The organism is Streptomyces sp. NPDC048507, assembly GCF_043199995.1.
Classification (GTDB): Bacteria; Actinomycetota; Actinomycetes; order Streptomycetales; family Streptomycetaceae; genus Streptomyces.
In genome coordinates this window covers 257344-272294 of sequence record NZ_JBICWZ010000008.1, presented here as the reverse complement: position 1 = coordinate 272294, position 14951 = coordinate 257344, and the positions used below count along the sequence as shown (strand labels likewise).

Genomic DNA, 14951 nt, shown 5'->3' with positions numbered 1-14951 from the left:
GGCGGGCGTCAGCCGCGCAGGGCCGCGATGGACCGCGCCAGGGCGGACGGGACGTCGGGGACCAGGGTGTGGACGCCGTCGCGGACGATGTGGCGGCCCCCCACCACGGTGTGGCGGACGTCGGCGGACGTCGCCGCGAACACGGCGGTCTCGGCGCCGAGCCGGGGCAGCGGTCCGGCCGTGCGCACGGAGTCCAGTGCGACGGTGGTGAAGTCCGCGAGCGCGCCCGGCTCCAGGCGTCCGGCGTCGGGCCGGCCGAGGGCGGCGTGCCCGTCGGCCGTGGCGGCGGTGAGCAGGGCGTTCGCCGTCCAGTGGCCGCGCGTGTGGCTGCGCAGGCGCTCGTTGAGCTCCATGGCCCGGGCCTCTTCGAACAGGTCGATCACCGCGTGGCTGTCGCTGCCGAGGGACAGCGGGCTGCCGGCGCGCTGGAGGCGTCCGGCCGGGCCGGTGCCGTCGGCGAGGTCGCGTTCGGTGGTGGGGCACATGCAGGTGCCGGTGGTGGTGGTGCCGAGCAGCGCGATGTCGGCGTCGGTCAGGTGCGTGTTGTGGACGCCGGTGGTGCGCGGGCCCAGCACTCCGTGGTCGGCGAGGAGCTGGGCCGGGGTGCGGCCGTGGGCGGCGAGGCAGGCGTCGTTCTCCGCCGTCTGCTCGGAGAGGTGGACGTGCAGCGGGGCCTCCCGCTCCCCCGCCCAGGCGGCGACGGTGGCGAGGGCGCCGGCCGGGACGGCCCGCACGGAGTGGATCGCGGCGCCGATCAGGGCGTGTTCGCGGGGCTTGAGGGCGGACACCCGCTCGGCCCAGGCGTCGGCGGTGCCGTCGCAGAAGCGCAGCTGGTGCCGGTTGGGGCCCTCGCCGAAGCCCGAGGCCAGGTAGGCGGTGTCGAGCAGGGTGATGCGGATGCCCGCGGCGGCGGCCGCCTCGATCAGGGCCTCGCCCATGGCGTTGGGGTCGGCGTAGCGGGCGCCGCCGGGGGCGTGGTGGACGTAGTGGAACTCGCCGACGTTGGTGATGCCGGCCAGCGCCATCTCCGCGTACACGGCCCGCGCGAGCGCGAAGTAGGACTCCGGGGTGAGGTTCTGGGCGACCTGGTACATGAACTCGCGCCAGGTCCAGAAGGTGCCCGAGCCGACCTGGACGAGGGAGCGCAGGGCCCGGTGGAAGGCGTGGGAGTGCGCGTTGGCCAGGCCCGGGAGGGTCAGGCCGCGCAGCACCTCGGCGCCGGGCGGCGGGGCGTCCGCGTCCGGCCCGGTGCGCAGGGCGGCGATCCGCCCGTCGGGGGCGACGTCCAGGGCGACGCCCGGCTCGACGTGGGTGCCGAGCCAGGCGTGCTCCAGCCAGTACGTCTTGTGCGCGGTCAGCGGCACGCGAGACCTTCCAGTACGTCGGCGAGGGCGAGGACGCCGGCCACGCAGTCGTCCTCGGCGGCGAACTCCCGCGGGGAGTGGGAGACGCCGGTGGGGTTCCGTACGAACAGCATCGCGGTCGGGACGGCGGCGGAGAGGATTCCGGCGTCGTGTCCCGCCCCCGTACCGAGGACGGGGACGGCCCCGCCGAGGATCCGGTTCAGCTCGTCGCGCAGGGCGTGCTCGAAGTCGACGACCGGGGTGAAGGACTCGCGGACGACGTCGAGGGCGGTCCCGTCGCGGTCGGCGCGCTCGCGGGCGGCCTTCTCGATGGCCGTGACGACCGTGTCGAGGGTGGCCTGGTCGGCGGCGCGGGAGTCGAGCCAGCCGCGGACGAGCGAGGGGATGGCGTTGACCCCGTTGGGCTCCACGGAGATCTTCCCGAAGGTGGCGACGGCTCCGGCGAGGGCCGCCTCGGTGCGGGCCGCGAGGACGGTCGCCGCGTAGGTGAGCATCGGGTCGCGGCGGTCCACCAGGCGGGTGGTGCCCGCGTGGTTGGCCTCGCCGTGGAAGTCGAAGCGCCAGCGGCCGTGCGGCCAGATCGCGGAGGCGATGCCGACGCGGTCCCCGGACAGGTCCAGGGCGCGGCCCTGTTCGACGTGCAGCTCGACGAAGGCTCCGATGCGGGCGAGGCGTTCGGGGTCGGCCCCGATCGTCTCCGGGTCGTAGCCGGCCCGCTCCATCGCCTGCGGCAGGCTGACGCCGTCGCCGTCGCGGAGCTCGTACGCCTTCTCCTTGGTCAGCTGTCCGGCGGCGAGCCGGGAGCCGACGCAGGCCAGCCCGAAGCGGGCGCCCTCCTCGTCGCCGAAGTTGGTGATGGCCAACGGCCGGGTGAACCGGGCGCCGCGGCGGCGCAGTTCGTCCAGGGCGGCGAAGGAGGAGACCACCCCGAGGGGGCCGTCGAAGGCGCCGCCGTCGGGGACGGAGTCCAGGTGGGAGCCGGTCACGACGGCGTCGCCCGCGAGGGGGTCGCCGAGCCAGGCCCACTGGTTGCCGTTGCGGTCGCTCTCGTACGTGAGCCCGCGCGACTCGGCCTGCGCCCGGAACCAGGCACGGCAGTCCAGGTCCGCGCCGGTCCAGGCGTAGCGGCGGTAGCCGCCGGAGCCGCGGTGGCGGCCGATGGGGGCGAGGTCGGCCCACAGGGTGTGGAAACCGCCGCCCGCCGGGGCGGCGGACCCCGGGCCGGAGCCCGGGGCCGCCGGCCGGCCGGTGTCGGAGGTCACTCGGAGTCACCCTCGCGCATCGGGACGCGCACGCCCCGCTCGTCGGCGACGCCCTCGGCGATGTCGTAACCGGCGTCGACGTGGCGGATGACGCCCATGCCGGGGTCGTTGGTCAGGACCCGGCGGATCTTCTCGCCCGCGAGCTTGGTGCCGTCGGCGACGGTGACCTGACCGGCGTGGATGGACCGGCCCATGCCGACGCCGCCGCCGTGGTGGATGGAGACCCAGGAGGCGCCGGAGGCGACGTTGACCATGGCGTTGAGCAGCGGCCAGTCGGCGATGGCGTCGGAGCCGTCGAGCATGGCCTCGGTCTCGCGGTAGGGCGAGGCCACCGAGCCGCAGTCGAGGTGGTCGCGGCCGATGGCCAGCGGCGCGGCGAGGGTGCCGTCGGCGACCATCTCGTTGAAGCGCTCGCCGGCCTTGTCGCGCTCGCCGTAGCCGAGCCAGCAGATGCGCGCGGGCAGGCCCTGGAAGTGGACCCGCTCGCCCGCCATCTTGATCCAGCGGTGCAGGGACTCGTTCTCCGGGAAGAGCTCCAGCATCGCCTTGTCGGTCTTGTGGATGTCCGAGGCCTCGCCCGACAGCGCCGCCCAGCGGAAGGGGCCCTTGCCCTCGCAGAACAGCGGCCGGATGTAGGCGGGGACGAATCCGGGGAAGGCGAAGGCGCGGTCGTAGCCGGCCAGCTGGGCTTCGCCGCGGATGGAGTTGCCGTAGTCGAACACCTCGGCGCCGGCGTCCATGAAGCCGACCATGGCCTCGACGTGCTTCGCCATGGACTCGCGGGCGCGGGTGGTGAAGCCGGCCGGGTCCTTGGCCGCGCTGGCCGCCATGTCGTCGAAGTCGACGCCGACGGGCAGGTAGGCGAGCGGGTCGTGGGCGGAGGTCTGGTCGGTGACGATGTCGACGGGCGCGCCCTCGGCCAGCATCTGCGGGAGCAGTTCGGCGGCGTTGCCGAGGAGGCCGATGGACAGCGGCCTGCGCGCGTCGCGGGCCTCGACGGCCAGCTGGAGGGCGTGGCGCAGGTTGTCGGCCCTGACGTCCAGGTAGCGGTGCTCGATGCGGCGCTCGATGGCGCGCGGGTCGACGTCGATGCAGATGGCGACGCCGTCGTTCATCGTCACGGCCAGCGGCTGGGCGCCGCCCATGCCGCCGAGGCCGGCGGTCAGGGTGATGGTCCCCGCGAGGGTGCCGCCGAACTTCTTCGCGGCGACGGCGGCGAAGGTCTCGTAGGTGCCCTGGAGGATGCCCTGGGTGCCGATGTAGATCCAGGAGCCGGCGGTCATCTGGCCGTACATGGTCAGGCCCAGGTGCTCCAGGCGGCGGAACTCCTCCCAGTTGGCCCAGTCGCCGACCAGGTTGGAGTTGGCGAGCAGGACGCGCGGCGCCCACTCGTGCGTCTGCATCACGCCGACCGGACGGCCGGACTGGACCAGCATCGTCTCGTCCTGCTTGAGGGTCCGCAGGGTGCGCACCATGGCGTCGTACGAGCGCCAGTCGCGCGCGGCCTTGCCGGTGCCGCCGTAGACGACCAGCTTGTCGGGGTGCTCCGCGACCTCGGCGTCGAGGTTGTTCTGCAGCATGCGCAGGGCGGCCTCCTGCTGCCATCCCAGGGTGCTGAGCTCGGTGCCGCGCGCGGCCCGTACGGGGCGGGGTCCTGACATGGCGGTGCCTCCAGACGATGTTGGTCAATCCATTCACATCCTCGCGGTATGAATAGATCCAGTCAACAGCTGCGGGGGGACCGGCCCGGTGATGGGATGGCGGACATGGCCGCCCAGACGCACCTCCCCACGCCCGATCCCGGCCCCGCCGCCCTGCGTGACCTGGCCGTACGCGCCGCGGTCCAGCAGGGCCTGCTGGAGCGCGAGCCCGTCGTCTGCCTGCTGGACGTGGCCGGGATCCGGGCCTCCGCTGCCGCCCTGACCACCGCCTTCGCAGCCGCCGCCCCCGCCGCCCCGGTCCTGCACACCTTCGCGGTCAAAGCCGCCCCCCTCGTCCCCGTCCTGCGGCTGCTCGCGGACGCCGGGATCGGCTGCGAGGTCGCCAGCCCCGGCGAGCTCGCGCTGGCCCGGGCGGCCGGGGTGCCGCCCGGGCGCACGGTCCTGGACTCCCCGGCGAAGACGGAGGCCGAGCTGCGCGAGGCCCTGGCCCTCGGGATCGCCGTCAACGCCGACAACCCCCAGGAACTGGCCCGGCTCGACGCGCTGACGGCCGCGGCCCCGGGAACGGCCCCCCGCTCCCCCGTCGGGCTGCGCATCAACCCCCAGACCGGCGCCGGCGCCATCGACGCCCTGTCCACGGCCACCGCCACCGCCAAGTTCGGCTTCCCGCTGCGCGACCCCGGCGCGCGGGAGCGGCTCGTACGGGCCTTCCTCGACCGGCCGTGGCTGACCCGGCTGCACACCCACTCGGGCTCGCAGGGGGTACCGCTGAAGCTGATCGCCGAGGGAGTGCGGGAGGTCCACGCGCTGGCCGAGGAGGTCAACGCGGCGGCCGGCCGCCGCCAGATCGACACCCTCGACATCGGCGGCGGCCTGCCGGTGAACTTCGCCTCCGACGAGCACGCGCCCTCGTACGGGGCCTACACGGACGCCCTGCGCACGGCCGTCCCGGCCCTCTTCGACGGCTCCTACGGGCTGGTCACCGAATTCGGCCGGTCCCTGCTGGCCAAGCACGGCCTGATCCTGGCCCGGGTCGAGTACACCAAGGAGACCGGCGGCCGCCCCATCGCCCTGACCCACGCGGGGGTCCAGCTCGCGACCCGCACCGTCTACGCCCCGGCGTCCTGGCCGCTGCGGATCCTCGCGTACGACGCCGGGGGCGCCCCGCGCACCGGCGACCGCGTCGCCCAGGACGTCGCGGGCCCGGCCTGCTTCGCCGGGGACCTGCTCGCCACCGCGCGGGACCTGCCGCGGCTGCACCCGGGGGACGTGATCGCCGTCCCGGACACGGGCGCGTACTTCTTCACCGCCCACTACGGCTACAACAGCCTCCCGCGGCCCGCCGTGCACGGCTTCACCGCCACCGCGCGGGGCGGGGTCCGCTTCGCCCTGGCCCGGGCGGCCCAGCCGCTCGCGGACCTGGTCGCCGAGGCGGGCGGCGGCCTGCGCGACGCACTGCTCCCGGACGCGCCGCCGTAGGAACGCCCCGGCGCCCGCCCGGCCCTCAGTCCACGAACAGACTGCGCGCCGCAGCCCTGGCGTCGAAGGCCTCCAGCCGGGCCTGCGCGTCCGGCAGCGCGTCCGCCATCGCCTCCAGCAGCACCCGCCCCAGCAGCATCGGCGCGCACGCCGTGTCGAAGGCCAGTCCGGTGCCGACCGGCGCCGGGATGAGCAGGTCGCTGAGGCGGGCGACGGGCGCGAACGCCGAGTCGGCGACCGTCACCACCGTCAGCCCGGCCCCCCGCGCGTGATCCAGGGCCTCCACGACCTCCCGGGGGTGGCGGGGCAGCGCGAAGCACAGCAGCGCCGAGGCCCCGGCGGCGGCCGCCGCGTCGATCCGGTCGGCCAGCATGGAGCCGCCCTCGTCCAGGAGCCGTACGTCGGGATGCACCTTCGCCGCGAAGTACGCGAACCCGCGCGCCTGCGAGGAGGCCGCGCGCAGCCCCAGCACCGGCAGCGGGGCCGACCCGGCCAGCACCCGGCCCGCCTCCTCGACCGGCGCCGGATCGGCGAGCATCGCCGAGAGCCGCCGCAGGTTCTCGATCTCCCCCTGGACGGCCTGCTGGTACTCGTTGTACGCGTCCTCGCGCGCGGGCTCCGGCCGCCCGGCGGGGGCCACCTCGCGCAGGTGGCGGCGCAACGCCGGGTACCCGTCGAAACCCAGCGCCACCGCGAACCGGGTCACCGAGGGCTGGCTCACCCCGGCCAGCTCGGCGAGTTCCACGCTCGACAGGAAGGGCACCTCCGCCGCGCCGCGCACCATGCAGTGCGCGATCCGCCGCTGGGTCGGCGTCAGCCGGTGCCCCTCGAACAGCTTCTGCAGCCGTGCGGCCGGGCTGTCGCTCATGGCCGTCCCCTCCGTCCCGGGTGAGTTATTCAGTCACCGTGCACTCTGCATGTGGTTATGCAGCTCGGCAAGCCGCGCCCGCGATCCGGATACGGGGGCTATCCCCAGTGCCGGGGGCTCCGCCGGTTCCTACGGTGGGCGCATGACAGCCTCAGCCCACTCCCCGCAGGCCCAGGAGCTCGAGAAGGAGCTCGCCGCGACCCTCGACGCCCGGCGCGAGCTGGGACCGGAGTACGAGGCCGCCCTCGTGGACTCCTTCGTCGAGAAGGTCGACACCCAGGTCCGGCGGCGGCTGGCCGAGGAGCGGCTGCGCTCGGCGCGCGGCGGTCCGGAGGGCGTGGACCGCGCGGCGGCCGCCTTCGGGGAGCGGTTCGGCTTCGCGATCGTCACGCTGGTGCTGGCGATCCCGCTGTCGGCGATCGGCGCCGTCCAGGCGGGCATCGGCGGCCTCCTGGTGACCTGGGCGGGCATCCTGGGCGTCAGCGTCGCCCACGCCGCCGGCCGCTTCCGCCGCCCCGCCCCCGACGCCTGACGCAGCCCGCACCGCCCTCCCGGGCCGAAGGGGCGCGCCGGGGGAACAGGCCCGGCCGCGCGCAGCAAGCGCGAGGAACGAGGGCTTGCGAGCACGGCCGGGCCTGTGAGCCCGGCATCAGCGCCCCTTCGGCCCGGGAGGGCGCAAAAAAGGGAGAGGCGGGAACCGCCGCACCCCCGGTTGCCCGGGGGGCGGGACGACGGCGGTCCCCGCGAGGGACACGGGCCGGGTCAGGGCCGTCCGCGTCCTTGGCGTCCGCGCGGTCCGGGAGCCGCTCCGGAGGCGCGCCGACGCCGTTCGTGGCGCCGGCCGGGTCCCGGTCTCCCGGGCCCTGCCGACGACCACCACTGTGCCGCGCCCGTGTTAAGCCGGTGCTGCCGTCACGTGTCGGGCCCGTACCGTTTGCGCGTCGTGTCTACTTCGCGCCCTTGGCGAGGAACGCCAGCAGGTCCTGGCGGCTGACGACGCCGGTGGGCTTGCCCTCGACGAGCACGATCGCCGCGTCGGCCTCGCCGAGCACCGTCATCAGTTCGGAGACGGGCTCGCCGGAGCCGACCTGCGGCAGCGGCGCGCTCATGTGCTTCTCCAGCGGGTCGCCGAGGGAGGCGCGCTGCGCGAAGAGCGCGGCGAGCAGTTCCTTCTCCACCACGGAGCCGATGACCTCGGCGGCCATGACGTCGGGGTGGCCGGCGCCGGGCTTGACGATCGGCATCTGCGAGACGCCGTACTCGCGCAGGACCTCGATGGCCTGGCCGACGGTCTCCTCGGGGTGCATGTGGACCAGGGAGGGGATGCCGCCCTCCTTGTCGGCGAGGACCGCGCCGATGCGCGCCGCGGGGCCCGCTTCCTCCAGGAAGCCGTGTCCGGCCATCCACTCGTCGCTGAAGATCTTGCTGAGGTAGCCGCGGCCGCTGTCCGGCAGCAGGACGACGACCACGTCGTCCGGGCCCAGGCCCTCGGCGGCCTTCAGCGCCGCGACGACCGCCATGCCGCAGGAGCCGCCGACGAGCAGGCCCTCCTCCTTGGCGAGGCGGCGGGTCATCTGGAAGGAGTCCTTGTCGGACACCGCGATGATCTCGTCGGTGACGTTCGGGTCGTACGCGGTCGGCCAGAAGTCCTCGCCGACGCCCTCGACGAGGTACGGGCGGCCGGAGCCGCCGGAGTAGACCGAGCCCTCGGGGTCGGCGCCGATGACCTTCACGCGGCCACCGCTCGCCTCCTTGAGGTAGTTGCCGGTGCCGGAGATCGTGCCGCCCGTGCCGACGCCCGCGACGAAGTGGGTGATCTTCCCGTCCGTCTGCTCCCACAGCTCGGGGCCGGTGCTCTCGTAGTGCGAGCGCGGGTTGTTCGGGTTGCTGTACTGGTCGGGCTTCCAGGCGCCGGGGGTCTCGCGGACCAGGCGGTCGGAGACGTTGTAGTACGAGTCCGGGTGCTCGGGGTCGACGGCGGTCGGGCAGACCACGACCTCCGCGCCGTATGCGCGCAGCACGTTGATCTTGTCCAGGGAGACCTTGTCAGGGCAGACGAAGATGCACTTGTAGCCCTTCTGCTGGGCCACGATGGCGAGTCCGACACCGGTGTTGCCACTGGTGGGCTCCACGATGGTGCCACCGGGCTTGAGGGCACCGCTCTGCTCGGCGGCCTCGATCATCCGGACGGCGATCCGGTCCTTCACGGATCCGCCGGGATTGAAGTACTCCACCTTCGCGAGGACGGTGGCCCGCAGGCCTTCGGTCACACGGTTGAGCTTCACCAGCGGGGTGTTGCCGACGAGGCTGATCATCGAGTCGTGGAATTGCACCATGTTCTCCAGGGAGGGGACTCCACGGGTTCTCCGGGAGGTTTGGCCAGAGTATGCGGAAAGGGATTGGCCGACCGGCCGTACGGGGCAGGAAGGTCAACAAGACCGATGGAGGTGGCCTGAAGGGTGTCCAGGGCGAGAACGGCCCGCCGGATCGCGGCGGGGGCAGCGTACGGCGGGGGCGGTCTCGGACTGGTCGGGGTCGCCGCGGTGGGGCTGGTGCTGGCCGAGGTCCAGTTCGCGAAGCGGACGGTGGGCAACGGGCTGGCGGATCCGCCGCGGGCCGACGGCCTGTACGGGAGCGAGTTCTCCGGTCCCGAGCTGAGTCCGGGACCGCTGCGCATGGGCATGCTGGGTGATTCGACGGCGGCCGGACTGGGCGTGCGCCGGGCCCGTCAGACGCCGGGCGCGCTGCTGGCCTCCGGGCTGGCGGCGGTCGCGGAGCGGCCGGTGGAGCTGCGGAACGTGGCGCTGTCCGGGGCCATGTCGGACGACCTGGACCGCCAGGTGGGGCTGCTGCTGGACGGGGACGCGCCGCCGCCGGACGTCTGCGTGATCATCATCGGCGCGAACGACGTGACCAAGCGCATGCCGCTGACCCAGTCCGTCCGGCTGCTGACCGCGGCCGTGCGCAGGCTGCGGCTCGCGGGGGCCGAGGTGGTGGTGGGCACCTGCCCCGACCTCGGCACGATCGAGCCGGTGTACCAGCCGCTGCGCTGGATGGCCCGGCGGGTCTCGCGGCAGCTGGCCGCCGCGCAGACCATCGGGGTCGTGGCGCTGGGCGCCCGCACCCTGTCCATGGGGGACCTGCTGGGGCCCGAGTTCGCGGCGAACCCGCGCGAGATGTTCGGCCCGGACTCCTACCACCCGTCGGCGGAGGGGTACGCGACCGCGGCGATGGCCGTGCTGCCGACGCTGTGCGCGGCGCTGGGCCTGTGGCCGGGCTCGGACCGGCTCGACGTCTCGCGGGACGAGGACATGCTGCCGGTGGCGAAGGCGGCGTCCGCGGCGGCGGGCGAGCCGGGCACCGAGGTCACGGCGGCCCGCGGTCCGTGGGCCCTGCTCAAGCACCGCCGCCGCCGGCGGGTCCCGGCGGAGGAGCCCGTCCTGGAGGCCCCGTCCCCGCCGGGCCGCTGAACCGGCCGGGGGCGGGCCGCCGGCCGGCCGGCGCGACCATGGAGGGGGTCCCCCGGTCGCGGGCCGGCCGCGCGGAGCGACCGGCATCACACGCCCGGGCCGGTGACCTCGACCGTACGGGGCGGTAACTTCGCTTGCGGTCCCGCAACGACGCACCCCTTGGAGTCCCGATGCCCGAAGCCGTCATCGTTTCCACCGCCCGTTCCCCGATCGGGCGCGCCTTCAAGGGGTCCCTCAAGGACGTCCGCCCGGACGACCTGACGGCCACGGTCATCCAGGCCGCCCTCGCGAAGGTCCCGGGGCTGGATCCGCGCGACATCGACGACCTGATGCTCGGCTGCGGCCTCCCGGGCGGGGAGCAGGGCCACAACCTGGCCCGCATCGTCGCCGTCCAGATGGGCATGGACTTCCTGCCGGGCGCCACCATCACCCGGTACTGCTCCTCCTCGCTCCAGACGTCCCGCATGGCCCTGCACGCCATCAAGGCGGGCGAGGGCGACGTGTTCATCTCGGCCGGCGTCGAGATGGTCTCGCGGTCCGTCAAGGGCAGCTCCGACGGCATGCCGGACACCCACAACCCGCTCTTCGCGGACGCCGAGGCCCGCACGGCCGCGGTCGCCCAGAGCGAGGGCGCCTCCTGGCACGACCCGCGCGAGGACGGCCTGGTCCCGGACGCGTACATCGCGATGGGGCAGACCGCCGAGAACCTGGCCCGCCTCAAGGGCGTGACCCGCCGGGACATGGACGAGTTCGGCGTGCGCTCGCAGAACCTCGCCGAGGCCGCGATCAAGAACGGCTTCTGGGAGCGCGAGATCACCCCGATCACCACCCCGGACGGCACCGTGGTCTCCGCCGACGACGGCCCGCGGGCCGGCGTCACCCTGGAGGGCGTCGAGGGCCTCAAGCCCGTCTTCCGCCCCGACGGCCTGGTCACGGCCGCCAACTGCTGTCCGCTGAACGACGGCGCCGCCGCGCTGGTCATCATGAGCGACACCAAGGCCCGGGAGCTGGGCCTGACCCCGCTGGCGCGCATCGTGTCCACGGGCGTCACCGGCCTCTCCCCCGAGATCATGGGCCTGGGTCCGGTGGAGGCCTCCAAGCAGGCCCTGAAGCGGGCCGGGCTGACCGTGGGCGACATCGACCTGTTCGAGATCAACGAGGCCTTCGCCGCGCAGGTCATCCCCTCCTACCGGGATCTGGAGATCCCCCTGGAGAAGCTGAACGTCAACGGCGGAGCCATCGCCGTCGGTCACCCGTTCGGGATGACCGGTGCCCGCATCACCGGCACCCTGATCAACAGCCTGCAGTTCCACGACAAGCAGTTCGGTCTGGAGACCATGTGCGTCGGCGGCGGCCAGGGCATGGCCATGGTGATCGAGCGCCTGAGCTGAGTCCGGGCGCCCGGGCCGGGCCGTAGCGCAGGGTGAGGGTTCGGTACGGCCCCAGCGCGGCCACCCAGGCCCCGCAAGGGATCCTCTAGATCCATGCGCTGTACTGACGTCGAATCTAATCCCGTCGCGGCCGAGCTGTGACCGAATCTCCCCCAGGATGTGACCTTTGTCCTGGGGGTTCGGCATTTGCCCAGGTCAGAGGCCATCCCCCGAAGGCTGCCAGGACGAAAGACCTGTCCAATTCATGACGTAATGCACTGCACGCCATTCACAGCACAGGACAAGCTGATGTAGGAAGTCGGGGGATCGAATCAATCAGGAGTTAGTCAGTGAGCGCCATGTCTCTTGCCCTGCTGCTGACCACGGCCGCTGCCACGGCCGTGGGCGCTGCTGCGCTGCACGCCGTCCACGGACTGCGCAAGCAGGTCACCGCCCTGCGCGGTGAACTGACCGCGCCGCCCCACGCGCGCGCCGCGACCGTCCCCCACGCCCGCTCCGCCGCCTCCCCCGCGGCGGAGATACGAGCCGCCGTCGCCGAGGCCCTGGCCGAGGAGCGCGAGCGGGAGCTGGCCGAAGCGCGGGCCTTCTGGGCCGCGCAGGAGGCCCGCGACGCCGCCGACGCCCCCTCGCTGCTGGGCGGCCTGGCCGGCCTCGGCGAGGACGGTCCGGTCTTCCTGCCCCGGCAGGCGGACCTGGTGGGCCTGGAGCCGCTGCCGGGCGAGGACCTCGCCGCGGGCGCCTCCCTGGCGGAGGCGGTCGGCGAGTACCCGGAGGATTCGGCCGAACTGGCCGCCGCCCGCCGGCGCCACCCCTCGCACCCCGACTTCGTCCCGGCCCAGTCGCACCCCGGCGCCGACCACGAGCGCACGGTCAGCCGCCTGGAGGAGCTCGCCGAGGCCCGTACGGCCCTCGCGGACGTCCGGCCGGGCCCGCTGGGCACCCTGGACGTGTACGTCTTCACGGACGGCACCACGCTGTGCATGACCCCGGGCCACCGGGAGACCGCGGAGCGCCTCGCCGAGGCCCTGCGGTCGGGCAGCGCGCCGGTCCTGCTCGGCGGCTCCGGCATCTCGGGCGCCTACGCGCTGACCTTCTCCTGCGGCAGCTCCGAGGACCCCGACAGCAACGTCTACATCCTCGCGGACCGCGTCATCGCATCGCTCTGACTTCCGCCCGCTCCACCAGCGCCACGGCCTCGTCCAGCAGCTCGGACGGGGCCTTCGCGCCGTCCCCGCCCGCGTCCCCGTCCCGCAGCGCGGCCAGCGCCTCGGCGAGGTCCAGGCCGGCCACCGCCACCTGGTCCCCCACGACGAAGATCCCCTCGTCCGGCATGACCCGCGCCGGGAACGCCCCGGACGCGGCGGCCTCCAGCCGCTGCGCCCGTACGGCGAGCTCCCGGGCCAGCTCCAGCGCCTCGGCGGCGGCACCGCGCTGGAGCCGGCTCTGCGGGGCGGCCCGCAGCCGGTCGGCGAATCGTTCCACGGCGGCCGTCAGGGGCGAGGTATCGAGCACCCGGCCGACCCTACGCGCCGCCCCGGCACCATTGCCAACGGGCGAACTCTCCGGCACGGTGACGTGAAGGGAACAGCACGGCGACACCCCCGGAGGCGCCCATGTCCGTAGAGTTCTCCGAGCAGACCCACCGCAACATGATCGACAGAATCCCCCAGACCACCGGTCGTGAGATCACCGACTGGCTCCAGACCGTCGACGAGGGCCCCTCCCTCGTCCGGTTCGAGGAGAAGGTCAGCTGGCTGCGCGGCGCGCACGAGCTCTCGTACGGCCAGGCCAAGGCGATCATCCACGAGTACGACCTGCGCAGAGCCGCACGCCGGTTCGGCTGACCGGTCCCCCCACCCCGCACACGGGAAGGCCCCGCGAGCACGCGCTCGCGGGGCCTTCCCCGTGCTGTGGACGCCCCCGCGGCCGGGAGGCGGTCCGGCTAGTCGTCGCCGGAGAGGATCTGGAAGAGCCGCAGCAGCTCCAGGTAGATCCACACCAGGGTCAGGGTGAGGCCGAAGGCCGCCAGCCAGGACTCCTCGCGCGGGGCGCCGTAGTTCACGCCGTCCTCGACCTGCTTGAAGTCCAGGGCGAGGAAGCAGGCGCCGAGCAGGACGCCGACGAGGCCGAAGACGATGCCCAGGCCACCGCTGCGGAAGCCGAGGCCGTCACCGCCGCCGAACAGCGCGAACAGCGAGTTGGCGAGCATCAGCAGGACGAAACCGAGGGCCGCGGCCATCACGAAGCCGGTGAAGCGGCGCGTGACGCGGATCCAGCGCATCTTGTACGCGAAGAGCACGGCGGCGAAGACGCACATCGTGCCGAGCACGGCCTGGACGACCACACCGGGGCTGATGTAGGTGCTGGTCACCATGCTGATGACGCCGAGGAAGACGCCCTCGAAGGCGGCGTAGCCCAGGATCAGCGCGGGGGACGGCTTGCGCTTGAAGGTCTGGATCATCGCCAGGACGAAGGCGACGATCGCCGCGCCGACGGCGATGCCGTACGACTTGTTGACGTTCGCCGGATCGACGGGAAGCGCGATCCACGCGAGCGTCGCCGTCACGATCAGGGTGCCGAGCGTCATGGCCGTACGGCTCACGACGTCGTCGATCGTCATGGCGTTGCCGCGCACCGGGGCCGCCGGCATGCCGGTGGCCGGGTCGGTGGCGTAAGGATTCGTCGCGTACGGGTTGGTCGCGGTCCCGGCCTGCGCGTGCTGCGCCTCGAAGCCCGCGTAGCCGCCGTTGTCGCGGCTGAACCCCCGTCGCGAGAAGACCGGGTTGCTGCTCCTCATCTCACTCCTCCATGGCCACCGTGCGCGGCCTTGCGTCAAGAGTAATGCGCTCGCAAAGAAAGCACCCTACTGCTGGAGGAGGATCTTAGGAGAAGGCGCGGCGAAGCGCCGGAGACAAAGGTCAGGGGCTGCGGGAGTGCCCGGAGCCGGACTTGAACCGGCACGGCCCGAGGGCCAGCGAGGTTTAAGCTCGCCGTGTCTGCATTCCACCATCCGGGCAGCGCGGCGGGCCCCCGTAAAAGCCTTGAACGCTAAGCCGAGCCTATCGGGAACGCCCTGCCGGGAAGACGGCCGTCTATCCGATGTTGTCTGATTTTATTGGTGATTGAGGGGGCGTCAGCGCCGATAAGTCACGGTCGGCACCGTTCCGGGCGATGCTCTCCGCCGCCCCCGGAATGACGTGATTTCGCTGCCCCGCGCCACCCCGTACGCCACCCCCGGCCACCCCCGGCCACCCCCGCGCCAGGCCTCCCCGGTCCGCCCCCGCGCGGGCGCCCGGCCCGGCCCGGCGGCCGCCGCCCCGGGACTCCTGTCATACCAAAGGAGGAGGCGGACGCGCTCCCGGTCAGACTCCAGTGGGCCTGCGAACGGGCACCGCGGCTGATCCGGAGCGGGGGTGGCCGCCGTGAGGATGGAACGGTCCCACCCCAATCGCAGCA

At 73.6% G+C, this 14951-nt stretch carries 13 protein-coding genes and 1 tRNA gene; 6 read left to right on the top strand and 8 right to left on the bottom strand.

Annotation, left to right across the window (positions count from 1 at the left end):
* Positions 1–8: 8 nt before the first annotated feature.
* From ACGFXC_RS23680 to hutU, 3 genes are read right to left on the bottom strand one after another with little or no spacing between them, the layout of a single operon-like run.
* The gene (locus ACGFXC_RS23680) at positions 9–1364 is read right to left on the bottom strand and encodes a formimidoylglutamate deiminase (protein WP_393715791.1); all 1356 of its coding nucleotides are present in this window, start codon (positions 1362–1364) and stop codon (positions 9–11) included.
* Complete coding sequence (locus ACGFXC_RS23675) at positions 1355–2626, bottom strand: allantoate amidohydrolase (RefSeq protein ID WP_393715789.1); 1272 nt, start codon at positions 2624–2626, stop codon at positions 1355–1357. The genes ACGFXC_RS23680 and ACGFXC_RS23675 overlap by 10 nt, the downstream gene beginning before the upstream one ends.
* Positions 2623–4287: a urocanate hydratase gene (gene hutU, locus ACGFXC_RS23670; RefSeq protein ID WP_393715787.1), complete on the bottom strand. Its 1665-nt coding sequence runs from the start codon at positions 4285–4287 to the stop codon at positions 2623–2625. The genes ACGFXC_RS23675 and hutU overlap by 4 nt, the downstream gene beginning before the upstream one ends.
* 105 nt (positions 4288–4392) lie before the next feature.
* Here hutU and ACGFXC_RS23665 point away from each other — a divergent pair, with 105 nt between their 5' ends.
* Positions 4393–5766: a diaminopimelate decarboxylase gene (locus ACGFXC_RS23665; protein WP_393715785.1), complete on the top strand. Its 1374-nt coding sequence runs from the start codon at positions 4393–4395 to the stop codon at positions 5764–5766.
* 25 nt (positions 5767–5791) lie between these two features.
* On the opposite strand, the gene ACGFXC_RS23660 is transcribed toward ACGFXC_RS23665, so the two are convergent.
* Positions 5792–6634 (bottom strand): MurR/RpiR family transcriptional regulator, encoded by an 843-nt coding sequence (locus tag ACGFXC_RS23660; protein WP_393715783.1) that lies wholly within the window; start codon positions 6632–6634, stop codon positions 5792–5794.
* Between the two features lie 142 nt (positions 6635–6776).
* Between ACGFXC_RS23660 and ACGFXC_RS23655 the strand changes: the two genes are divergently transcribed.
* Positions 6777–7166: a hypothetical protein gene (locus ACGFXC_RS23655; RefSeq protein ID WP_393715781.1), complete on the top strand. Its 390-nt coding sequence runs from the start codon at positions 6777–6779 to the stop codon at positions 7164–7166.
* Between the two features lie 415 nt (positions 7167–7581).
* On the opposite strand, the gene ACGFXC_RS23650 is transcribed toward ACGFXC_RS23655, so the two are convergent.
* The gene (locus ACGFXC_RS23650; RefSeq protein ID WP_393715899.1) at positions 7582–8967 is read right to left on the bottom strand and encodes a cystathionine beta-synthase; all 1386 of its coding nucleotides are present in this window, start codon (positions 8965–8967) and stop codon (positions 7582–7584) included.
* A 126-nt stretch (positions 8968–9093) separates the two neighbouring features.
* Here ACGFXC_RS23650 and ACGFXC_RS23645 point away from each other — a divergent pair, with 126 nt between their 5' ends.
* The 3 genes from ACGFXC_RS23645 (at position 9094) to ACGFXC_RS23635 (ending at position 12661) form a co-directional block, all read left to right on the top strand.
* A complete protein-coding gene (locus ACGFXC_RS23645) occupies positions 9094–10104 on the top strand; it encodes an SGNH/GDSL hydrolase family protein (RefSeq protein WP_393715779.1) in 1011 nt (336 codons plus the stop codon).
* Between the two features lie 170 nt (positions 10105–10274).
* The gene (locus tag ACGFXC_RS23640) at positions 10275–11495 is read left to right on the top strand and encodes an acetyl-CoA C-acetyltransferase (RefSeq protein WP_393715777.1); all 1221 of its coding nucleotides are present in this window, start codon (positions 10275–10277) and stop codon (positions 11493–11495) included.
* Positions 11496–11833: 338 nt separating this feature from the next.
* A complete protein-coding gene (locus tag ACGFXC_RS23635) occupies positions 11834–12661 on the top strand; it encodes a hypothetical protein (RefSeq protein ID WP_393715897.1) in 828 nt (275 codons plus the stop codon).
* Here the strand turns inward: ACGFXC_RS23635 and ACGFXC_RS23630 are convergent.
* Complete coding sequence (locus ACGFXC_RS23630; protein ID WP_393715775.1) at positions 12645–13007, bottom strand: hypothetical protein; 363 nt, start codon at positions 13005–13007, stop codon at positions 12645–12647. The two genes, ACGFXC_RS23635 and ACGFXC_RS23630, sit on opposite strands and share 17 nt — an antisense overlap.
* Positions 13008–13108: 101 nt before the next feature.
* Between ACGFXC_RS23630 and ACGFXC_RS23625 the strand changes: the two genes are divergently transcribed.
* Positions 13109–13339 (top strand): DUF4287 domain-containing protein, encoded by a 231-nt coding sequence (locus ACGFXC_RS23625; protein ID WP_351820582.1) that lies wholly within the window; start codon positions 13109–13111, stop codon positions 13337–13339.
* A 98-nt stretch (positions 13340–13437) separates the two neighbouring features.
* Here ACGFXC_RS23625 and ACGFXC_RS23620 read toward each other — a convergent pair whose 3' ends face one another.
* Together ACGFXC_RS23620 and ACGFXC_RS23615 are read right to left on the bottom strand one after the other, a co-directional pair.
* Entirely contained in the window at positions 13438–14292 is an 855-nt protein-coding gene (locus tag ACGFXC_RS23620) for a Bax inhibitor-1/YccA family protein (protein ID WP_393715773.1), read from the bottom strand.
* 137 nt (positions 14293–14429) lie between these two features.
* Positions 14430–14511, bottom strand: a tRNA-Leu gene (locus ACGFXC_RS23615).
* Positions 14512–14951 lie beyond the last annotated feature (440 nt).